The organism is Arthrobacter sp. fls2-241-R2A-172, assembly GCF_030208885.1.
Taxonomy (GTDB): domain Bacteria; phylum Actinomycetota; class Actinomycetes; order Actinomycetales; family Micrococcaceae; genus Arthrobacter.
The window spans coordinates 16,453-38,011 of sequence record NZ_JARVTB010000004.1; the positions used below are offsets into that span (position 1 = coordinate 16,453).

At 63.2% G+C, this 21,559-nt stretch carries 18 protein-coding genes; 7 read left to right on the forward strand and 11 right to left on the reverse strand.

The window, feature by feature from the left end; translation table 11 throughout:
* Nucleotides 1-133 precede the first annotated feature (133 nt).
* Both QRM57_RS08330 and QRM57_RS08335 read right to left on the reverse strand, forming a co-directional pair.
* Nucleotides 134-1,081 carry a metallophosphoesterase gene (locus QRM57_RS08330; RefSeq protein WP_284986247.1) on the reverse strand — a complete coding sequence of 316 codons (948 nt, stop codon included), beginning with the start codon at nucleotides 1,079-1,081 and terminating at the stop codon, nucleotides 134-136.
* Nucleotides 1,082-1,085: 4 nt separating this feature from the next.
* A complete protein-coding gene (locus QRM57_RS08335; RefSeq protein ID WP_284986248.1) occupies nucleotides 1,086-3,407 on the reverse strand; it encodes a transglycosylase domain-containing protein in 2,322 nt (773 codons plus the stop codon).
* Between QRM57_RS08335 and sp36 the strand changes: the two genes are divergently transcribed.
* Genes sp36 through QRM57_RS08350 form a run of 3 tightly spaced genes read left to right on the forward strand, consistent with a single transcriptional unit; the run spans nucleotide 3,406 to nucleotide 5,029 of the window.
* Entirely contained in the window at nucleotides 3,406-3,561 is a 156-nt protein-coding gene (sp36, locus tag QRM57_RS08340) for a Sp36 family protein (RefSeq protein ID WP_011775990.1), read from the forward strand. The two genes, QRM57_RS08335 and sp36, sit on opposite strands and share 2 nt — an antisense overlap.
* A gap of 2 nt (nucleotides 3,562-3,563) precedes the next feature.
* Complete coding sequence (locus QRM57_RS08345; RefSeq protein WP_257370943.1) at nucleotides 3,564-4,100, forward strand: RidA family protein; 537 nt, start codon at nucleotides 3,564-3,566, stop codon at nucleotides 4,098-4,100.
* 17 nt (nucleotides 4,101-4,117) lie between these two features.
* On the forward strand, nucleotides 4,118-5,029 hold the full coding sequence (locus tag QRM57_RS08350) for an NUDIX hydrolase (RefSeq protein ID WP_257370942.1): 912 nt from the start codon (nucleotides 4,118-4,120) through the stop codon (nucleotides 5,027-5,029).
* Nucleotides 5,030-5,162: 133 nt separating this feature from the next.
* Here QRM57_RS08350 and QRM57_RS08355 read toward each other — a convergent pair whose 3' ends face one another.
* Nucleotides 5,163-5,840, reverse strand: a complete 678-nt coding sequence (locus QRM57_RS08355; RefSeq protein WP_011775987.1) for a Crp/Fnr family transcriptional regulator — start codon at nucleotides 5,838-5,840, stop codon at nucleotides 5,163-5,165.
* 233 nt (nucleotides 5,841-6,073) lie between these two features.
* On the opposite strand from QRM57_RS08355, the gene QRM57_RS08360 reads away from it, so the two are divergent.
* Nucleotides 6,074-7,258 (forward strand): MarP family serine protease, encoded by a 1,185-nt coding sequence (locus QRM57_RS08360; RefSeq protein ID WP_284986249.1) that lies wholly within the window; start codon nucleotides 6,074-6,076, stop codon nucleotides 7,256-7,258.
* Nucleotides 7,259-7,388: 130 nt separating this feature from the next.
* Nucleotides 7,389-7,865 (forward strand): type II 3-dehydroquinate dehydratase, encoded by a 477-nt coding sequence (aroQ, locus tag QRM57_RS08365; protein WP_284986250.1) that lies wholly within the window; start codon nucleotides 7,389-7,391, stop codon nucleotides 7,863-7,865.
* A gap of 75 nt (nucleotides 7,866-7,940) precedes the next feature.
* On the opposite strand, the gene QRM57_RS08370 is transcribed toward aroQ, so the two are convergent.
* The 4 genes from QRM57_RS08370 to QRM57_RS08385 form a co-directional block, all read right to left on the reverse strand.
* Nucleotides 7,941-10,121 carry an alpha-galactosidase gene (locus QRM57_RS08370; protein WP_284986594.1) on the reverse strand — a complete coding sequence of 727 codons (2,181 nt, stop codon included), beginning with the start codon at nucleotides 10,119-10,121 and terminating at the stop codon, nucleotides 7,941-7,943.
* A 118-nt stretch (nucleotides 10,122-10,239) separates the two neighbouring features.
* Entirely contained in the window at nucleotides 10,240-11,580 is a 1,341-nt protein-coding gene (locus QRM57_RS08375; RefSeq protein WP_284986251.1) for an ABC transporter substrate-binding protein, read from the reverse strand.
* A 37-nt stretch (nucleotides 11,581-11,617) separates the two neighbouring features.
* Nucleotides 11,618-12,529 carry a carbohydrate ABC transporter permease gene (locus QRM57_RS08380; RefSeq protein ID WP_257370938.1) on the reverse strand — a complete coding sequence of 304 codons (912 nt, stop codon included), beginning with the start codon at nucleotides 12,527-12,529 and terminating at the stop codon, nucleotides 11,618-11,620.
* 26 nt (nucleotides 12,530-12,555) lie between these two features.
* Nucleotides 12,556-13,518 (reverse strand): carbohydrate ABC transporter permease, encoded by a 963-nt coding sequence (locus QRM57_RS08385; protein ID WP_374111542.1) that lies wholly within the window; start codon nucleotides 13,516-13,518, stop codon nucleotides 12,556-12,558.
* 213 nt (nucleotides 13,519-13,731) lie between these two features.
* Here QRM57_RS08385 and QRM57_RS08390 point away from each other — a divergent pair, with 213 nt between their 5' ends.
* Both QRM57_RS08390 and QRM57_RS08395 read left to right on the forward strand, forming a co-directional pair.
* The gene (locus QRM57_RS08390) at nucleotides 13,732-14,931 is read left to right on the forward strand and encodes a Gfo/Idh/MocA family protein (RefSeq protein WP_284986253.1); all 1,200 of its coding nucleotides are present in this window, start codon (nucleotides 13,732-13,734) and stop codon (nucleotides 14,929-14,931) included.
* Between the two features lie 14 nt (nucleotides 14,932-14,945).
* Complete coding sequence (locus tag QRM57_RS08395) at nucleotides 14,946-15,965, forward strand: LacI family DNA-binding transcriptional regulator (protein ID WP_257370936.1); 1,020 nt, start codon at nucleotides 14,946-14,948, stop codon at nucleotides 15,963-15,965.
* A 99-nt stretch (nucleotides 15,966-16,064) separates the two neighbouring features.
* Here the strand turns inward: QRM57_RS08395 and QRM57_RS08400 are convergent, their stop codons facing one another.
* The 4 genes from QRM57_RS08400 to acs form a co-directional block, all read right to left on the reverse strand.
* On the reverse strand, nucleotides 16,065-17,420 hold the full coding sequence (locus tag QRM57_RS08400; protein WP_350309840.1) for an FtsX-like permease family protein: 1,356 nt from the start codon (nucleotides 17,418-17,420) through the stop codon (nucleotides 16,065-16,067).
* A 7-nt stretch (nucleotides 17,421-17,427) separates the two neighbouring features.
* The gene (locus tag QRM57_RS08405) at nucleotides 17,428-18,168 is read right to left on the reverse strand and encodes an ABC transporter ATP-binding protein (protein ID WP_284986255.1); all 741 of its coding nucleotides are present in this window, start codon (nucleotides 18,166-18,168) and stop codon (nucleotides 17,428-17,430) included.
* Between the two features lie 91 nt (nucleotides 18,169-18,259).
* Nucleotides 18,260-19,057, reverse strand: coding sequence for a DeoR/GlpR family DNA-binding transcription regulator (locus QRM57_RS08410; RefSeq protein ID WP_284986256.1), 798 nt, complete (start codon nucleotides 19,055-19,057; stop codon nucleotides 18,260-18,262).
* 160 nt (nucleotides 19,058-19,217) lie between these two features.
* Nucleotides 19,218-21,221 (reverse strand): acetate--CoA ligase, encoded by a 2,004-nt coding sequence (gene acs / locus QRM57_RS08415; protein WP_284986257.1) that lies wholly within the window; start codon nucleotides 21,219-21,221, stop codon nucleotides 19,218-19,220.
* Between the last annotated feature and the right edge of the window lie 338 nt (nucleotides 21,222-21,559).

The following is a 21,559-nucleotide window of genomic DNA, read 5'->3' on the forward strand; positions in this document are numbered from 1 at the left end:
GATCTTCAGATGGTGCGGAGGTAGTTTCCCGTAGCAACTACCCTATGCCATGCCGTGATTCGTTTCACAGAAGCGCGGAGGTCCGGTGAAATGTTTGACCCAGTTATTGAGGATCGTAATGGTGGGCCGGAGTTTAGCTGCGTGCCGTGAGGGTGAGCAGGACCGCTTCCGGGCGGCACGCGATGCGGACCGGTGAGAAGCGCGAGGTGCCGATGCCGCCGGAGACGTTCACCGGCGTCATGAATCCGTTGCTTTCCCAGTCGTGGAGGCCCTTGGCGCGCCAGGTTGGCAGGTCGCAATTGGAGACCAAAGCGCCGTAGCCGGGGATGCAGATCTGTCCGCCGTGGGTGTGGCCGGCGATGATGAGGTCTGCTTGGGCCTGGGTGAAGTGGTCGAGCACACGCTGATACGGTGCATGGACGACGGCGACCTTCAGGTGCGGGCGGGCGTCCTGGTTAACCGTGCCGCGCGGCCAGCCCGCGTAGCGTTCTCGCTTCAGATGGGGGTCATCGACCCCGGAAAAATCGAAACGCAGGCCATTCAACACAACAGACTGGGCACGGTTGGTGAGATCGATCCAGCCACTCATGCCAAACGCGGACCGGAGCTTGGGCCAATCCAGCTTTTTCGGCTCATTCTTCGGTTTGGAAGGACCGCGGAAGTAGCCCGCAGGGTTCTTGATCCTCGGCGCATAGTAGTCATTGGATCCTGGGACGAAGACGCCCGGGAACTCCAACAAGGGCCTCAGTGCCTGGACCAGGGGATCGATCGCTTTTGCATGGCTCAGGTTGTCGCCCGTGTTCACAACCAGGTCCGGCTTGAGCTCGGCGAGGGACTTCAGCCATTCGGCCTTTTTCTCCTGGCCGGGCACGAAGTGGATGTCACTCAGGTGCAGGACTTTGAGCGGACCGAAGCCCTCCGGGAGGATGGGAAGGGTCTCGTAGCGAACCTCGAATTGATCCTTCTCCCACCAGCCGTAGGCAGCTGCCGCCGCGCCTGCCGTTGCCCCGATTGCTGTGGTGACGGCGAAACCGCGCCCCACACTGCGGACGCGGTTTGCCAGTGAATCTCCGAACGACACCTGGTTAGTCCTTGCCCGGACCGTTGCCGTTGCCGTTGTTCCCGTTATCTGTAGCGGGAGGCGCGTTCTGCGTGGTGGGTGCCGGCGTAGTTGTGCGCTGGGGCGCTGCACCACCCAGAAGGTTGGAAGGCGGTGCTAGGAACGGGTTGGTTCCGTAGGCCGGAGCCACGGACAGCATGTAGTTGGTGAACTGCGGACCAGCGATCATGTAACCGTCGATGGATGGGTAGAACTTGCCGTTGACGGTGATGTTCCGACCCGGACGAAGCTGGTTGTCCAGCGGATCGCCGAACCAGGAAGCAGTTGCAAGGCCGGTGGTGTAACCGACAACCCAGGTGGAGCCGTTGGAGTCGTTGGTACCGGTCTTTGCGGCAACGGGGAAGTTGTTGCGCGTTGAAAGCGCGGGCCGGATCAGCGAACCAGAACCAGCGTTGAGCACTTCCTGCATCGCGTAAGCCACACCGCGGGCAACCTCGGGCTTGATGGCGTCCTTGCAGTTCGATGATTGGGCCGGCAGATCAGCACCCGATTGGTCCTTCACTGACGTGATGGCAATCGGCTCGCAGTACTTGCCGTCAGCAGCGAACGTAGCGAACGCAGCGGCCATGGTCAGCGGAGCCGTCTGAGTAGAACCAATCAGGTTGGCCAGCGTGGTCATGGTGACCTTGGGGTTCGGGTCCGTGATCTTGCCGTTTTCATCGCGGGCCGGAAGTCCTCCGTGGATCCCCGTAGCGTCAACGATTCCCTGGATACCGCAGAGGTCCACCTGGGATGCCGAGGCGAAGGTGGCCGTGTTGATGGAGTTCATCAGGCCGTACAGGACGGTCATGTTCCGGTAGTAGCCTTCGTCGGAGTTCTGCAGATCGAAGCTGCCGGGAACGCTCTTGTCGTAGAAACCATTGACCGGCGTTGGACAAGTGTTCCGCCAGGGGAAATTCTGTGGGTAGGTCCGACGGGACGCGTTGATGGTGGTGTTCATCGACTTGCCCTCGTTCAGCCATTCAGCGAACGTGAAGGGCTTCATCGTGGAACCAGGCTGGAAGCCGCCGATGCCGTTGAGGTCGTTGCCATTGGCGTCCAAAACATCAACGTTGAAATTCTGGGTCTGATCAAACTTGCCCTCTTGGGGCAGCCACACGGTGTTTTGGGCCATGCTGACAATCTGGCCGGTGCCCGGCTGGACGGAGGTGATGGAGGCGCCCCACTTGTCCGGGTTGGCGCCTGCCGTAGCGTCAACCTGCTGCTGGGCCACAGCCTGTGCGGTGGGATCCAGGGTTGTCTTGATGGTGAGGCCACCGCGCTGGACGCGCTTGATGCGCTCTTCCTGAGTGTCACCGTAAGCCGGGTTGTTGAAGAGCAGGTGCAGCACGTAGTCGCAGAAGTACGGGGCCATGGTGGCGTAAGCGCAACCCTGGCGGGCCGGGGTGACCTTGGTGGTCACCGGCGTAGCCACAGCGGCGTCGTATTCGGCCTTGGTGATCTTGTTCTGGTTGACCATCGCGGCAAGAACCAGGTCACGGCGGACCTTGGCGTTGTCCGGGTTGGTGATCGGGTCAAAAGCGGATGGGCTGTTGACCAAGCCCGCCAGCAGTGCAGCCTGGGGGAGGGTAAGGTCCTTGGCCGAGGTGCTGAAGAAGAATTTTGCCGCAGCTTCGATGCCGTACGCGTCGCGGTTGAAGAACACGATGTTGAGGTAGCCCTCAAGGATCTGTTCCTTGGAGAACTTCTTCTCCAGTGCGATGGCCAGCTTCATTTCGCGAAGCTTGTCGCCCACGCCCTTGTTAACACCGTTGAGCTTGACGTCGGAGTCGTTGCCCGAGGCCACCAGTGACTCGTTGATGACGTTGTTCACATACTGCTGCGTGATGGTGGACGCACCCTGCTTGTTGCCGCGCGCGGTGCTGACGATGGCTCGCAGGATACCGGTGGTGTCGATGCCGCCGTGCTCGTAAAAGCGGCTGTCCTCGATAGCGATGACAGCGTTTTTGATATACGGGCTCATCTGGTCCAGCGGAACCTTGGTCCGGTTCTCTGCGTAGATCGAGGCGATCGGCGAACCGTCCTTCGCCAGGATCGTCGTATTCTGGCTGGGCGGATCCACCTGGAGTTCCGCCGGCAGAGTGTCAAAGAACTGGATTGAACCGCTTGCGGCACTGCCTGAGACGGCCGCGGCGGGGACCAAAAGGCCCGCTACCAGGACGCCACAGATCGCACTCACGCCAAGGAAACCTAGAATCTTTCCGAGGGTGGTGGCAGTGTCGAATAGTGGGTTCTTGCGAGTCACCATGTTTTCCACTTTACCGGCAAGGGCTAGGCTTTCTGTCATGACCAAATGGGAGTACGCCACGATTCCGCTCATTATCCACGCCACGAAGCAGATCCTGGACCAGTGGGGCGAGGACGGCTGGGAGCTTGTTCAGGTCGTCGGTGGACCCGATGGCAAAGGCCTTGTTGCATACCTGAAGAGGGAGAAGCAGTAACTATGACCACCCCCGCAGAAACCACGTCTGCCGCGGAATCCGCCGCCCCGACGTCTGCCGTTGAGCAGCGGATCGCCGAGCTCGGTTTGACCCTCCCCGAGGTCGCCGCCCCGGTAGCTGACTACGTACCCGCCGTTGTCTCCGGCAACTACGTTTACACGTCCGGACAGCTGCCCTTTATTAATGGCAAACTCGAAGCTACGGGCAAGGTCTCTCTCGGCGAGTTGGGTACCTCCGATGAACCCACCGTCGACCCCGAGGACGCCAAGCGCTACGCCGCCGTATGCGCCATCAACGCCCTTGCGGCCGTCAAGAGCGTCATTGGCGATCTCGACCGCATCACCCGCATCGTTAAGGTGGTCGGCTTCGTTTCGTCCGACCCCACGTTCACCGGCCAGCCCGGCGTCATCAACGGTGCGTCCGAACTCCTCGGCCAGGTTTTGGGCGAGGCCGGCAAGCACGCACGTTCCGCCGTCGGCGTTTCTGTGTTGCCGCTCGACTCTCCCGTAGAGGTCGAGCTCATTGCTGAATTCAGCTAAGGAACCGGTTCACCCAATTGCCGCAGCTTGCACGCCGTCTGTTCGTTCTGCCCCCCGAACTCGAAGGGGCAGCACGAAACTGGCTTGATCTCGGCGAGCGGACCCCCAGGGCCGCCCGCTACGCCTCATCTGTTGTCCTTTTGCGGGACTCGCCCACCGGTCTGGAGACCTGGCTTGGTTACAGGCCAGGATCTTCGCCGTTGGGTGTTGTCGCTTTCCCGGGCGGTTCCTTGGACCCGTCCGACGACGACCCCGTGGGTTGGTTGGGCCCCTCACCCCAGCATTGGGCTGAGCAGATGGGAACGGACGACGTCGGACTCGCCCGCCGCCACGTGGTGGGCGCCATCCGCGAACTCTTTGAAGAGACCGGCGTCCTGCTCGCTGGGCCGGACGCCTCCTCCACAGTTGAGTCGAACTCCACGGTGGACTGGATGCGGGCCCGGGAAGCAGTAGCGGCGCAGGAGAAGTCCTTCACCGAGATGCTGTCCAAACGTGGACTCTCGCTGCGGACCGATCTGTTGAAGCCCTTGGTGAATTGGCTGAGCCCGGACTTTGCGCACACCCGCTTCAACACCCGGTACTTCGCCGCCACGGTCCCAGTGAACCAGCAGCCTTCGATCCTTGGAAGCAAGGGTGTCTGGGGCCGTTGGGTGTGCGCTGCCGAGGCTATCTCCCTGCGCGACACTCCTGCGCTCGGCGACGAAATCGGGCAGCCGAACACTGTTGGGCTCACGTTGGGCCAACTCCTGGTGCCTGGCTCCGAAATCATGCTCGAGAAAATGGCCGCCGCCAATGGCTGCATCGCGTACCTGAGCTACAAGCGCAAAGCCCACGTGTACCAGGCGAAGCTTGTGGACGAGGGCGGAATCCTGATGCTCGAAGTCGAAGCCGCCAAGACCATAGCCGGAGAGCCCCAGCGCGAACGCTGACGAACGCTCATTCAGGTTCCGCCTACTTGAGCCCAACGCTCATTCAGGTTCCGCCTGCTTGAGCCGAACGCTCACTCACCAAGGCAACAAAAAGCCGCCCCGGTCATCAACCGGGGCGGCTTTTTTGAATGCTCTAGCGGGAGCGCTGGCGGAGGCGCTGCATGTCGAGGATGACCACGGCGCGTGCCTCGAGGCGGAGCCAGCCGCGCTGGACGAACTCGGCCAGTGCCTTGTTCACGGTCTCGCGGGAAGCGCCAACCAGCTGGGCGAGTTCTTCCTGCGTGAGTTCGTGGGCAACCAGGACACCGTCGGTGGCCGGGCGGCCGAAGCGGTCAGCCAGGTCCAGGAGCGCCTTGGCGACGCGGCCCGGAACGTCAGAGAAGACGAGGTCCGAGAGGGAATCGTTGGTGCGGCGGAGGCGGCGGGCCAGGGCCTGAAGCAGCTGCGCGGAAACCTCGGGGCGAGTGCGCAGGAGCGCGTTGAGGCTCTCGTTCTTGAGGCCAGCCAAGCGGGTCTCGGAGACGGCTGTGGCCGTGGCGGTGCGCGGGCTGGGGTCGAACAAAGCCATTTCGCCGAAAAGCTCACCCGGGCCGAGGATGGCGAGCAGGGACTCGCGGCCGTCGGGGGAGGTGCGGCCGAGCTTCACCTTGCCGGAAACGATGAAGTAGAGCTGGTCACCCTGGTCACCTTCGCGGAAAACGGAAGCCCCGCGTGAAAGGTCCACCTCGGTGAGTTCGTCCGTCAGCAGGCGGAATGCGTCGTCGTCAAGGGTGGCGAAGAGGGGTGCGCGGCGCAATACCTCGATGTCCATGAAATCTCCTGAGTATAAGTTTCGGTCGTGGCGCTTCAGCCATTGTTTCAGAATTTTTGGGCTTCTGTGACGTACTTGGCATGCGAAACGCTGAAACGGCGCGGGTTTGGGGCGTTCAGCACCCATCTCTGGCCAGGAATCAGTCCAAATGCGTCATCCGGCGTGATGTGACTAACGGTTGGCTGTCAGGGTCCGCAACTAGACTTGTCGCTACCCGGCTATGAGGAGCACTGGTGTTTGGCTTGACGATATTGGATTTGGCATTGATCCTGATGCTGCTCTCGTACCTGATCTACGGCCTGCGCAACGGCTTCATGGTCACGTTGGGCGGAATTGCCGGTTTCGTGGTGGGTGCCATCGCTGCCTTCGTGGCGGTCCCGCTCGTCAGCGGCTGGGTGAGCGACAGCGGCTGGAGGCTTACCGCCACGGTGGGTGCCGCCGTCGTACTTATTGCTGTCGGCCATGGGCTGGGAACCATGATTGGGCGACGAATCCGCCACGCCGTGAGGATCAAGCCCCTGCACGCGGTTGATCGGCTGATCGGCGGCCTGGTGAGCGTAGTGGTCGCGGCGCTGGTGATGTCCATGCTCGCGTTCAGCATCAGTTCGCTGGGCGTGCCGTTCGTGTCGCAGCAAATCGCGGAGTCGCGAGTCATTCGTTCCATCGACAATCTGACGCCGACGCCGGTCAAGAGCACCATGGCGCAACTCAGGTCGACGGTGATCGGCGATGGGATTCCCAAGCTTATCGAGGGCATTGGGCCCGCCACCCCGCTGACCATCCCGAACGAATCAACCGACACTCCGGCGCTGAACAAAGCCGCCCAGTCTGTCCTGAAGATCGCCGGCACGGCCTACGAATGCGGGCAAAACCAGACCGGTTCCGGATTCGTGGTCTCGCCCGGGCGCGTCGTCACCAACGCGCACGTCGTCGCGGGCGTATCGCAGCCCGTAGTGGAGATTCCCGACGGCGGTGCGCTGCCGGGTCGCGTGGTCTACTTCGACTCCCAGCGGGACATCGCAGTCCTGGCCGTTGACGGCCTTAGGTCCGCACCGTTGCCGCTCAGCGCCGACCTGCCGGGCGGCTCTTCGGCGGCTTTCGCAGGGTACCCGCATGGCGGTCCGTTCCAGTCGAAACCAGCGACTGTGCAAGGTATTTCCACCATTCTGGTTCCGGATATTTACGGCAATAACCCGTCACCGGAGCTTGTGTACAAGCTCGCCGGCGACGTCCAGCCGGGGAACTCGGGCGGGCCACTGCTGACGACGCAGGGGCAAGTGGCGGGGCTGATCTTCGCCAAGACAACCACTAATGACGCACTTGGTTTTGCACTCACCATGGAAGACCTGGAGCCCGTTGCAGCCCAGGCTCCCGGCCTCAACAACGCGGTTTCGGCCGGCCAGTGCACGCGTAAGTAGGCCATCGCTTTCTCACATCCCGGCCGTCTTTGGCCAACGCTCTCTCATATGATGGCGGTTTTTGAGGAACGCTCGCTCACCTGGTGGGCGGAGTTCCCTGAGACTTCTGCCCGGCTATAGATTGGGAGCCATGACTGAAGCCACTCCCGCCACCGAAGCCGGTCGCGGCACCATCCTTGTGATCAACGGCCCCAACCTGAACCTCCTGGGTACCCGGGAGCCCGAAAAGTACGGCACGTCCACGTTGGCCGACGTCGAGCAACTCGCCATGACGGCCGCGGCCGCCCATGGCCTCACCGTGGATTGCGTCCAGTCAAACCACGAGGGCGACCTTCTCGACGCCGTCCACGCAGCGCGAGGAAGTGCAGTGGGCATCGTGATCAACGCCGGAGCGTACACGCACACTTCCGTGGCACTTCGTGACGCCCTGGCGGCGGTGCAGCTCCCCGCCGTCGAAGTCCACATCACTAACGTCCACCAGCGCGAGGAGTTCCGGCACCACTCGTACCTGTCGGGCGTTTGCCGGGCGATCATCGTGGGTGCCGGCGTACTCGGGTACAAGCTGGCCATCGACTACCTGGCGGACGCGGTACAGAGCACGCGGTAGGTGAGCGAGCGTTCCCGGGAAACCCTTCGTTGGTGAGAGGGGATCCCCGGGAACGCTGCGGTAGGTGAGAGAGCGTCAGAGGGCTGTGAGGCGCAGCAGGATGGCGTGCTCCGGGTTCAGGACGGGCATCGGAAGGCCCACTTCGCCCAGGAACCGGCCAGTGGCTTCCGCCCCGGACGCCAACCAAGGCGCCGCCTTCGCTTCGATGAACGTGTGCCCGTAGTCGGCGTCACCAGGTGTGGGGAAGATTGCCTCCACCCGGTATGAACGCGACGGATCGAGCCCCGGGAGCGCTACGCGACCCACCTGCTCGGCGAAGCCCGTTCGCGTCTTCACGACAGCAAAAAGCGCGGCCGTGGCTCCGGCGATGCCGCCGTCGTGGATGTCCGCAACAACGCCGTGCACCATCAGCGACTCGTCCAGCGCATCGGCGCGCACCACTCGTCCGCTGTGGATCAGGGCCCGGTGTTCCTTATACAGGCCGATGAAGCGCTTGAGTTCCGCGCGCTCCGCGCCAGTGACGGAGCGGACGTCCCATTCCATGCCGAAGTGTCCGAAGAGCGCAGTGATGGCGCGGAAGGAGAGGTCGTGCGTCCGCCCAGTGGTGTGTGATGTGGTTGGTCCGATGTGTCCGCCCACCAGCTCGGGCGGAACCACGATTCCCGTCCATCGCTGAATTGTCTGCCGTTCCAGTGCGTCGTTGCAGTCAGATGCCCAAATACGGTCGGTACGCTCAAGGATCCCCAGGTCAACGCGCGCACCGCCGGAGGAGCAGCTTTCGATCTCTACGCCGGGGTGGGCCGCATGGAGCGCGTCAAAAAGCCGGTACGCCGCCAAGGTCTGTTCGTGGACTGACGCCCGGCCGGCATGCCCATGCTCCAGAAGATCCCGGTTCTGGTCCCATTTGAGGTAGCTGATGGTGTTCTCACGCAGCAAAGTGTCGATGCGGTCGTAGATGTACTGCCACGCTTCCGGGTTCACCAGATCGATGACGTGTTGCTGCCGCCACTCGAGGGGCAGCCTGCCGCCGTCCTTGTATGAATCAGCGGAGGGGCCAACAATCCACTCGGGGTGTGCCCGGGCTGCGTCGGAATCAAGGTTGATCATTTCCGGCTCCACCCAGAGCCCGAATTCCATGCCCAGGGACGTCACGGCATCGATGAGCGGCGTCAGACCGCCGGGCCATATGGTCTCATCGATGTACCAGTCGCCCAGCCCGGCCCGGTCGTCGCGGCGCCCGCGGAACCAACCGTCGTCGAGCACGAAACGCTCAACGCCGAGGTCGGCAGCAGACTCAGCGAGCTCGACGAGTGCGTCCAGGTTGTGGTCGAAGTAAACTGCCTCCCACGTGTTGAGGACTACTGGACGGGGCTTGCCGGAGAGCGCTCCCACGTGGTGGGGCCGCGAGCGGAACCAGCTGTAGAAGGCTGCAGAGATTCCGTCGAGCCCCTGGTTCGAATAAGCGGCAAAGAGTGCAGGAGTGGTGTAGCTGTCACCGGGTTCCAGGACTACTTCAGCCGGCCCCAAGAGTTCAGATCCGCCGATCATCGTGCGCCCATCAGCGACGCTGTCCGCGAACTCCTCATGGTTGCCGCTCCAGGCCAGGTGCGTAGCCCAAACCTTGCCGTGCCTGTTGCCGAAGCCGGCCGTTCCCGCGGCGAGCAGAAGCGACGAGTCGTGCCCGGTACGGCCGTGTCGCCCGGTGCGGACCCACGTTCCCTGCTGGATCGCCCGGCGCTGCGGGTGACGTTCGCGGCACCAGCGCCCGGTCAGGTCCAAAAGCTCGACGGCGTCCGGCGCCACCGGGAGCATCGTCGCCAGTTCATCCACTTGGAAAGGTGACGGGCCGTCGTTCGTGGCCGTGTGCCGCAGTTCGAGGAGCCCGCCCGGGTGCAGGGTGAGGTTGCTGGTCACGGTGATACCGGCATCGGCATCTGCCTGGACGATGGCCGCTGTGGTGCCGTCCGTCGTCGCGCTCACTACGCGAAGGCTGACTGAGAAATCAAAGCCGGGTACGCCGTCGGTGATTCGATGGCCGCGAAGTCCGGGCCTGCCCTGCCACGACGACGAAGCCTGGGGGAGGAGCCCGGCGGGGACGTTGGCGTCGATCGAAGACGGAGGGATGGGCTCGTTGAGGATGGCCAGGTCCGGAAGGGTGTCGCCCAGGTCAGCTCCCCAGTGGCTTATCTCAGCCTCGCCGCGGTGGGTGCTGATCACCAGGCTGGTACCTGCGGAACGGAGATGGAGCGGGTGCATGTGTGAAGTCGCTTTCATATCGGATCGTATGGGGTGTTGTGTGGCCCGCTCTGCGGGATTCGCGAAGGAAATAACGCGCAGAGCAGGCCTCACAACGTGTGGGTGAGGGCGGGTTGTCCTACTTGAAGAGGTTGTTGACCTGGTTGTTCGCCTCGGTCAGCGAGGAGGCGGGCTTCTTGCCGGCGAGGACTGCATCCATGGCGGGCTTCATGATGCCGTCAACCTTGGCAGCCTTGTCCGCGATCGGGAAGAGGAACGTGGTGCCATCCTTCACATGGGTGGTGAAGGCAGAGACGTCCGTGCCCTTGTCAGCGAAGGCCTTGGCTGCGATCTCAGCGGAACTGGCAATGGCCGGGAACACAACGGCCTTGCTGGCCACGACATCCTGGCAAGCGGTGGACCCGAGGTATTCCACCCACTTGATGCTGGCTCCGGGGTTTTTGGTGCCGGCCCAGACGGAGTCGGCCAGACCATTGAACATGGACGCGCGCTTGCCGTCGGTGCCCTTTGGAGTGGGTGCGAAGGCCGTTTCGATGCCCTTGTAGGTCTGGTACTGGCCGATCAGCCAATCGCCGTTGGTGTTGATGGCAGCCTTGCCGGCTCCGAAGCTGTCCGGCATGCTGGCGCCGACGGTGGTCTCCAACTTGGGCATGTAGCCCTTGTCCACCAGGCCCGCCCACCAGGCGATGGTTTCCTGGAAACGGGGGTCGTCGTAGTTGAACTTGGTGCCCCACGGATTCTTGTCGGTTGCGGTCCAGCCCGTGGTCGCCGTGAGGAAGCTCCACTCGGTTTGGCCTTGGCCCGCACCGCTGCCCGTCAGCCCCAGTCCGTAGGTGGCAACGTTGTTCTTATCAAAGCCCGGTTCGTCGCCGCGCTTGCCGTTCTTGTCCACGGTCAGGTGCGCGATGGTCTTCTCGTAGCTGCCACCGTCCTTGGGGTTCCACTCCAGGTTGGCCATCTGCTCGGCGGTGATCCCGGCAGCGTCGGTCATGGCCTTGTTGTAGAACAGGCCCACGGTGTCCCAGTCCTTCGGCAGTCCGTAGCGCTTGCCGTCCTGGCCGACCCACAGCTCCGGCAGCCCCTTGGTGTACGCGTCCAGCTTGATGCCGTCCTTCTCCACGGCCTCGTCCAAGGACAGCAGCTGCTTCTTGGCGGCGTACTCCGGGTACTTGGAGAGGTGGTTGGTGAAAACATCCGGTGCTGTTCCGGCCACGAAGCCGTTGGTCAGCGTCGTCCAGTAGTCGTCCCACCCGCGCTGGGTGATCTTGATCTTGATGTCCGGGTTGGCCTTGGTGAAATCGTCCGCGCATTGCTGGTACGCCGGGAGCTGATTGGCGTCCCAGAGCCAGTAGTTGATGTCACCCTTGGCTTCGGAAGAAGCGGGGGAGGAGCCGCCACAGGCGGACAGGGTCAGGGCGATGGCGGCGGCAGCAGCGGCGACGCCGAGGGTTTTCTTCATAGCGAACCTTTCGGGGATGAATTTGCAGAGGGTGCGGTTATTTGATTCCGGAGAATCCGATGGAGTTGACTACCTTCTTGCCGAAGGCGATGAACAGCAGGAAGATCGGCAGCGCTGCCACGAGGGTCCCGGCCATGAGCCCGGACCAGTCGAGGGCGCCTTGCGGGGACTGCGACTTGAAGACACTCAGGCCAACAGTGAGGACACGGACGTTCTCGTCCTGGCCCACCAACAGCGGCCAGAAGTATTCGTTCCACTGGCCGATAAAGGTCAGCAGCGCCAGGGTGGCGATGGGGGCGGCGGCGTTGGGAAGCACAATCTGGAAGAAGATGCGCAGGTGCTTGGCGCCGTCGAGCATTGCCGCTTCCTCAACTTCGCGGGACATGCTCAGGAAGAACTGCCGCAGGAAGAAGATGGCGAAAGGGGTCATGAACAGGAAGGGCAGGGACATCCCGGCCATGGTGTTCAGCAGCCCGAGGTTCTTGATCATCAGGAAGTTGGGCAGGGCCGTGAAGATCGGGGGAACCATCATGGTGGTCAGGAAGACGGCGAACACTTTGTTCCGGCCTGGCCAACGCAACCGTGCGAAGGCGTAGGCGGCCATCGCGCTGAAGAACACCTGGCCGGCCGTGGTGATGGTGGCGAAGATGATGGAGTTGCGCAGGTAAAGCCAGAAGTTGATGGCCGCACCGGAGCCGCCGTCGGCTATCGCTTCTTCGGTGGTTTGCAGGCCAAGTACGCGTTTGAACGCGCCCCAGCTGAAGTCGGCCGGGAGGAGGTTTCCGGCATTGGAGGCCAGCGCGCTGTTGCTCGACAGTGCCGTCCGCAGCATCCACAGGAACGGTGCGATGGTGATGGCGAGGGCGACGGCGACCAGCACCCACGCGCCGATCCGGCGCCAGTTGAGGGGCTTCTTGCGGTCTTTTCGGGTCAGGGTTGACGTAGTCATGGCGGTGTCCTTGGTCCTTTTCCGGCTTAGTCCAGGTCCGATTCGTTGCCCTTGAGGAACTTCATTTGCACGAAGGCCACCAGGGCGAGAATGACGAACAGGATCACGGACAGGGCGGAGGCGTAGCCGAAGTCGGACTCGCCAAAGGCTTTCTGGTAGATGTACATCTGGATCACGCGTGAGGCGTTGACGGGGCCACCGTTGGTGGTGACGGCGACGGTGTCGAAGACTTGGAAGGAACCGATCACGGTGACCACCAGAACCAACACCAACACGGGGCGGAGCAGCGGCATGGTGACGCTCCAGAACGTCCGGGTGGGGGACGCGCCGTCGAGGTTGGCTACCTCGTAGAGGTGGTTCGGGATGGATTGCAGCCCGGCGAAAATCAGGAGCGCGGTGTAGCCCATGTGCCGCCACACGTTGACGAACGCGATGGTGGGGATGGCCCATTGTTCGCTGCCGAAGAAGGCGACGCGGGGAAGGCCGACCCAGCTCATGATTTCGTTGACAATGCCCAGTTGGTAGTCGAGCATCCAGAACCAGAGCAGGGCGACGATGACGTTGGCCACCAGGAATGGGAGCAGCAGTGCTCCACGGATGAACGTGGACTTGGCCACCCGGTGCATCAGCAGGGCCAGTCCCAGCGCTATGACCGTCTGGAAGCCTATGTTGAGGGCGACGTACTGCAGGGTGACGCCCATGGCATTCCAGAAAAGTTCGTCGGCGAAAATGGTGGTGTAGTTCTTGATCCCGATCCATGTGGGCTCACCCAGGATGCTGTACTCGGTGAAGCTGAGGTAGATGCCGCGGATGGTGGGGATCAGAAAGAAGGCTACGAAGCCGATAACGGCCGGGAAGATAAAGAACAGGGCGATTTTCAGGTCACCGAGACGGCTGGTCATGCTGCGTTTGGCTGGTTGAAGCTTGCGTCCGTGGTTGCTCCTGGAACGCCCCGAAGCTTTCCCGGGTTGCTTGGTTAGCGTGGTCATCGTCGACCCTTTCCTGACTGTGATGGGGGTAACAACTGTTGGCGAATCTACACGAGTAGATTTGGCAAGCACAAGACATGAATGCAAAATGTGGTCAAAAATGTTCGGATCTGTTCTTTCTGTTGACTCGTGTAGATCACGGTGGAAGACTCATGTGGAACCCAACAAGGGACGCTTCGCAAGCTGCGCCTGCAGCTTCAGGAAAGGCAAACAATGACGTTTTCGATCGGTGTTGTGGGTGTCGGGCAGTTCGGCAGCCAGTTCGCGCACTTGTTCAAGCTCCACCCGGGCGTCAGTGCGGTTTACGCAGTGGATGAACTCCCCGAACGTGCAGCTGCAGCCCAGGAACGCTGGGGCCTGGACGGCGTCAGGGGCAGCTTCGAGGAGTTGTTGGACTCCGACGTCGATGCTGTCGCCATCTTCACGCAGCGGTGGACCCATGGGCCGCTGGTTGAGCGTGCTCTGCGCGCAGGGAAACACGTATATTCAGCTGTGCCGATGGCCATTTCCGAAGAAGAAATCGCCCGGATCATAGAGGCCGTACGCGAGACCAAGCTTGTCTACGCCATGGGGGAGACCAGCTACTACAACCCCGCCACGGTCTTCGCCCGACAACAACATGCGGCAGGCAAGTTTGGCCGTATCTTCTACACCGAGGGCGACTACGTTCATGACATGGACCTGGGGTTTTACGAGGCCTATCAGTACAGCGGCGGAGAGCGTTGGAAGGAAACCGCCAGCTACCCACCCATGCTCTACCCGACCCACGCCATCGGGGGAGTCCTCGGCGCTGTACCGGGGCACGCGGTCAGCGTCAGCTGCATCGGCGTGAAGGACCATCGCGGTGACGGCGTCTTCGACAAGGACGTCAGTATGTTCGCCAACGACTTCTCCAACGCCACTGCGCTGTTTGAAATGAACGACGGCGGCGCGATGCGCACCAACGAGATGCGCCGAGTGGGGTACCCCTCCCATATCCGGGAATCGCGCTTCCGTTTCTTCGGCACCGAGGCCAGTTTTGAGCAGCTCGCCACCACCACGGTCTGGCAGGACAAGTCTTCCGTTGAGGACGTGTCCGAGCAGGTGGAAACCAAACCGACCATGTCCGCAGACGATCCCTCCCTTGCAGATGTAGCACCGGAGCTGCGGGATGCTTTCATCTCCGGGCTGGCCCCGGTACATGACCAGTCCAGGCTTCCCCAAGAATTCCTGGGAGCCCCCAACGGGCATGAAGGCAGCCACCAATTTCTGGTGGATGACTTCGTGACGGCCGTGAACGACCGCAGCGTCCCACCCGTTAATGCTTGGGTTGCGGCCCGGTTCACGCTGCCGGGAATCATCGCTCACGAGTCTGCGCTCCGTGGCGGGGAGCGCCTTCCCATCCGCGACTTCGGTGATGCCCCCGTGGAGTAGCTAGCATTTACCCCATGACACCTTCGGCGCTACAAACCTCGCGCGGCCCGGTAACACGCAAAGACGTGGCCCGGTACGCCGGGGTGAGTACCGCCGTCGTGAGTTATGTGGTGAACGGTGGGCCGAAGAACGTGGCCCCAACCACGGAAGCCAAGGTTCGCGAGGCCATCCGTGTCCTCGGATACCGGCCCAACGCTGCCGCCCGTGCCCTGAAGCTTGGATCCAGCGAGACCATTGGAGTGGTGGTTCCTGATAACACCAACCCGTTCTTTACTCAGCTGGCCCACGCCGTGGAGGATGCGGCCGCGGAACTTGGCTTTGGCATGGTGCTCACCAACTCGGACGGCAGCCTGACACGCGAACGCAAGAACATCCGCACCTTGGCTGCCCGGCAGGTGGACGGGGTGTTCCTGGCCAGCTGCGTGTTCGATCCCGACGTCACGGAGCTTGAAGCCTCGGAGATCCCTTCCGTGCTCTTGAACAATGCAGGCTCGCCGCCGGGTTTCGCCAGCGTTGGCGTGGACTTGGAAGCTGGCGGCCGTGCTGCTGTCCAGCACCTGATAGGCCATGGACACACGAACATCGGGCTGGCCATCGGCACCAACACCGGCAATCAACTGGACGGACGCGAAGTGGGATGGCTGGCCACGCTGCGTGAAGCGGGCCTGCCGGATGGCCCTATGTTGCACAGTCCGTTCACCCGGCCTGGCGGCTACGAAGTGGGCAAGCGATTCCTGTCCATGGCCAACCGGCCCACTGCGATCTTTGCCAGTAACGACATGCAGGCCATCGGAATCCTCCGGGCCTTCCACGAGGCCGGAGTCCGTGTGCCCGAGGACATGGCGCTGGTGTCCTTCGACGGGTCCTTGGATTCCGAATACAGTTGGCCCGCACTTACCACGGTGGCGCAGCCGGTCCAACTGATGGCCGAAGCCGCCGTTCGTGCGTTGGTGGGCAAGGGGCGCGCGGAGGAACCGCAACACCACATCTTGCCCACCGAGCTGATCATCCGGCAGTCCTGCGGCTGCGACTAGCACCCTCCATCACCGACTCGCCTGTTTGGTCGGACGCTCGATCACCTTTCACGGCCCACTGAGAGGGGTTGGTCGGGAGGGGCCATCGGTGGGAGGGGGCTAGGAGTCCATGCTCGCGTAGCGCTCCGGGCGGGACAGCACCTGGCCGATCTGCGCCGTACCCGCAGCGACGGCCAAACGCACCAGCAGGAACCCTGCCGCGAACACTCCGCAGATGGTCACAAACACCACGGGCTGGGTCAGCAACACGGCACCCGTGAGCGGGAGGACCAGGACAGCTGCCGCTGCCGCCGAAATGCCTGCGACCAGGAAGAGCGGCGACATCACGGCCTTGACCCTGGCCGCCACCATCAGCTTCCGCGGCATTCCCACCCGGTCCAGTGCCACCAGCATCGGGGCCCGGTCGAGCACGGCCGCGGCCTGGTTTACGCCCGCGGAGCACGCCACCATGAGGAACGAGCCCAATAGGGTGATCATCACACCGGTGTTGATGTCCCGCACCAACAAGGCGGTTTCATCGCCGGCGCTGCCGCCCATGGTGTCCGCCACGGCCATGCCAACCCCAACAAACACACCCACAAAACTGGTCATCGCGACGCCCCCAACTTGCCGCCACGATTCCTTGGGACTTTCCAGCACGGTCCTGGCAGCCAAAAGTTGCTCAGGACGTTTGGCGCGCTTGAGCTGCGACGATGCCCGCAACCGCAGGATCCACGGGCCCATGAGGTTCAACGCCAGCAACGCCAGGCCAAAGCAGCCACCCATGACTCCTATGATCACGATGAACGCGCCGAAGCTGCTGAGCATCCCCATCGCCACCACGCCGATGACCACAACAACAGCCGCGATGAGCCCGCGAACCCAGTGGGCGCCGTCGGCCGTTTGCCTTGTCCGGACACCCAAAGGCGTCACCACGACTTTCCGCAGTCCAAGGGCAGCACTCGCTGCTGCCAGAACGCAGACGGCAAGAACGCACCCGAGGATGGAGGGCACGGAGAGCCAGGCGTGGCTCCCGATGGCTTGGCCGCGAAACTGGATCAGGCCGAGGAACGGTGCAACGCAGGTGTACAGCCCCGCGCCCGCCAGCGCTCCGACCGCCGCGAGCACTGTCGACTCGATGACGGTCATCCATACGACGGTGGCGCTGTTCGCGCCCAAAAGACGCAGGGAGGCCAGGCGGTCATCCCGACGCCGGGCGGCCAGTCGGGCGGCCGAGGCGCCAAGGGTCAGCAACGGGATGATCAGCAGCACCATCGCGACGACGGCCAGCGCTTGGTAAGTGCCGGCGATGTCGTCAGTCCAGGACCAGAAAACCTGCGAGCCGCCTGCCACAGTCAGCAGCAGTGCGGTGACTGTGCCGAACGCAAGAATAGGCAAGCCGGCGTCCCGAAGGCCCGTTTCCCGCAAGCTGCTGCCATTGCTCCGGGCGAGATAGGGGGCGAGGCGTAGCGCCATGGTGAGGCTAGACATTGAAGGCACCTTTGAAGTTGGTTGCTGCGGGCGCGGCTGGGGTGGAGGGTCCGCCAGTGTCGGCCACGATCCGGCCGTCCCGCAGTTCCACGACGCGCCGGCAACGGGCAGCGACGTTGGGATCGTGGGTAACCACCAGCAGGGTCCGGCCATTTGCTGCAACAGAACCCAGCAGTATGTCCAGCACTTCGCTGGACGTGGCTGAATCCAAGGCTCCAGTGGGTTCATCGGCAAAGACCACCCGCGCGCCGGTCACTTGGGCCCGGGCGATGGCGACGCGCTGGACCTGGCCGCCGGAGAGTTCGCCCAGGCGTCGCTGTTCCATCCCGCCGAGGCCCAGTGCGGCCAGCCATTCCGCGGCCCGGGATTCGGAGGTGGCCCTGTCAGTGCCGTTCAGCATCAGCGCGAGGGCCACGTTTTCGATGGCCGTCAGCTCAGGAAGGAGCATGCCTTGTTGGAAAACGAAGCCGAATTCTTCCCTCCGGAGCCGCGACAACGCAGCGTCACCCAAGGTGTCCAGGCGCAGCGGCGACGAGGGAGTGTTCAAGGTGACCGAACCGGCGTCGGGCCTCAAAATCCCGGCGAGGCAGTGCAACAGAGTAGTCTTGCCCGAACCCGAGGGTCCAATGATCGCAATGGATTCGCCGGTGTTCGCAGTGAAGTCGACGTGGTCCAGGGCGAGGCTGCCGGGATAGTGCTTGGTGAGCTGCTGGGCGTGGAGGATGGCGTTCATATATCCAGCATCCCGAAACGGGACATCTCCCCGCGTCAGTCCACCGGTTGAACTCCGCGGCCAGCCATCCACCCGCGGTATGAGAGCTGGCCTAGCTGTGTTGGGTCTCCGCGATCCGAAGCTTCGCCACGTTCTCTTCCAGCACCCGCCGGGCGTCTTCACCCAGCAATGAGTCTGTGATGAGTTCGTCCGCCTCCTCCAACTGGGCGATCGAAGCGATGCCCACGACGCCCCATTTGCTGTGATCAGCCACAACTACCGTGCTCCGCGCGGAGGCCATGAACGCGCGGTTGGTCTCGGCCTCAAGCAGGTTGGGGGTGGTGAAACCCGCATGGGCATCCATGCCGTGGACGCCAAGGAACAGGACGTCCAGGTGGAGTTGCTTCAAGGAGGCGGTAGCAATGGGTCCCACCAACGCGTCAGATGGCGTCCGCTCGCCACCGATCAGGATGACGGTGGAACCAAACCGGGCAGGACCGGAGGAGGCGCCGTGATGAAAAAGGTCGGCAATTCGGACAGAGTTGGTCACGACTGTGATGCGGGGACCGTTGACGAGTTCCTTCGCCAGTGCCCAGGTGGTGGTGCCGGCGCCGAGACCGATCGCCATGCCTTCCTGCACCAGGGAAGCTGCTTCTACGGCGATCGCGTGCTTCTCGGCGGTCAGCTGCGTGGACTTGAGCTCGAATCCGGGTTCGTGGGTGCTGGCATCACCTGGCAGTTTGGCGCCACCGTGGATTCGCTCCACCCGGCCGGATTCCTCGAGGGCTTCGATGTCGCGCCGCACGGTCATGGGGGAGACGCCAAGGAGTTGGGCGAGGTCAGAGACCCTTACGACGCGTTCGCGCTGGACGGCGTCGATGATGGCGGAGTGGCGTGCTGCCTGAAGCATCAGGGCCTTTCTGGGAACCTCGTCAAAAGTGGGGCTGGGTCTGGCTCCAGTCTAGGACGCGGGACTCGCCGAGGCCGGTAAGGCACCACGCCCAGCTGGAACGCACGACGGCGCCACTCACCCCGTGGGGCGAGCGGCGCCGTCGTTGATCCTGGTCGGGCTACTTGCGGAGCGACTCCGCGATCTGGGTCATGATGCCGGGGTCTGCCAAGGTGGTGGCATCGCCGGTGTCGCGTCCTTCTGCGATGTCCTTGAGCAGGCGGCGGACGATCTTGCCGGAACGGGTCTTGGGCAGTTCCGGCACGATCAGGAGCTGCTTGGGCTTGGCGATCGGTCCGATTTCCTTGCCCACGTGGTTGCGAAGTTCCAGGACGGTTTCGTCGCCGTTGTTCACGGCATCGCCACGGAGGATGACGAACGCGACGACGGCCTGTCCCGTGGTCTCGTCAGCGGCACCAACCACGGCGGCTTCGGCGACGGACGGGTGGCTGACAAGGGCGGACTCGATCTCGGTGGTGGAGAGGCGGTGGCCTGAGACGTTCATGACGTCGTCCACGCGGCCCAGGAGCCAGACGTCGCCGTCCTCGTCCTTCTTGGCACCATCGCCAGCGAAGTACATGGCCTCGAACCGGGACCAGTAGGTGTCCTTGAAACGCTCGGGGTCGCCCCAGATTCCGCGAAGCATGGAGGGCCACGGTTCGCGGACCACAAGGTAGCCGCCTTCGCCGTTGGCCACCGAGGCGCCGTTCTCATCCACGACGTCCACGGCGATGCCGGGCAGCGGGACCTGCGCCGAGCCGGGCTTGGTGGCGGTGACGCCGGGCAGCGGTGCGATCATCTGAGCGCCGGTTTCGGTCTGCCACCAGGTGTCCACGATCGGGGCCGGGTGTTCCTTCTTCTCGCCGTTCTTGCCGGCGTTCCCGCCGATCACGTCCCGGTACCACATCCACGCTTCGGGGTTGATGGATTCACCCACGGAGCCCAGGACACGGATGGAGGAGAGATCGTACTTGTCCGGGATCTCGCGACCCCACTTCATGAATGTGCGGATCGCCGTGGGTGCCGTGTAGAGGATGGAGACCTTGTACTTCTCCACAATCTCCCACCAGCGGCCCTGGTGCGGGGAGTCGGGCGTGCCTTCGTACATGACCTGGGTGGCGCCGTTGATGAGTGGCGCGTAGGTGACGTACGAGTGGCCGGTGACCCATCCGACGTCGGCCGTGCACCAGTACACGTCCGTTTCCGGGTGGAGGTCGAACACGGCCTTGTGGGTGTAGGCGCCCTGCGTGAGGTAGCCGCCGGTGGTGTGCAGGATGCCCTTGGGCTTGCCGGTGGTGCCGGAGGTGTAGAGGATGAACAGCGGGTGCTCGGAATCATGCCCGACGGCGGTGTGTTCGGTATCTGCCTTGTCAACCGTCTCGGACCACCAGAGGTCGCGGCCTTCCACCCAGTTGACGTCCTCGCCGTTGCGCTTGACCACCACGACGTTCTGGACAGTATGACCTTCCTTGGAGAGGGCTTCGTCCACGGCGGGCTTGAGCGGGGAGGGCTTGCCACGGCGGTAGGTACCATCGGCAGTGACAACGAGCTTGGCTTCGGCATCCTCGATCCTGGAACGCAGGGCATCTGCGGAGAACCCGCCGAACACCACGGAGTGCACGGCACCGATCCGGGCGCAGGCAAGCAGCGTGATGACCGCTTCGGGGATCATGGGCAGGTACACGGCCACGCGGTCGCCCTTGGCCACGCCGAGGGCTTCGAAAGCGTTGGCGGCTTTCTTGACCGCTTCTGTCAGCTCCGCGTACGTGTAGGTGCGGGTGTCGCCGGGTTCGCCTTCGAAGTAGATGGCAACGCGGTCGCCCAGTCCGTTTTCCACGTGCCGGTCCAGCGCGTTGTAGGCGGCGTTGATCTCGCCGCCGACGAACCACTTGGCAAACGGCGGGTTGGACCAGTCGAGGGCTTCAGTGAAGTCCTTGTCCCAGGTCAGCAGCTCGCGGGCCTGCTTGGCCCAGAACGCGGGGCGGTCCGCCTCAGCCTCTGCGTAGGCGTCAGCACTTGCGACGGCGTTGGCCGCGAACTCTGCCGACGGCGCGAACTTGCGGTTCTCGTGAAGGAGGTTTTCAAGGGCCTCGACGTGTGTGGATCCGGTGGTGTCCTGGGACATGGTGAACCTCATTATTCATCGATCTTTGCTTCGCGGATCCTTTCCATAGGTCCGTGCGCGAGCCGTTCCCCGGCGTCGCGCAGGTCCCGCGGAAGGTCCGCAGAGTGCTGTCCGCCAACAACACTATCTCTTTGGAAGGTCCTACGTGTGCGTGGTCACAAACCCGGCCGTGAGCGGCGCACATTTAGCGCCGAATGGCGGCTGGTGCCGTGAGGAACCGTTTACATGACGACGACGGCGGGCCCTGGCTCACGCTGTTGGGGCGGGAGTTTGGCGGCGAACACTGTAAGGGACCTTGGAGTTTGCTGTGGGCGAAGCCGTATGACCGTTTTCCGCTG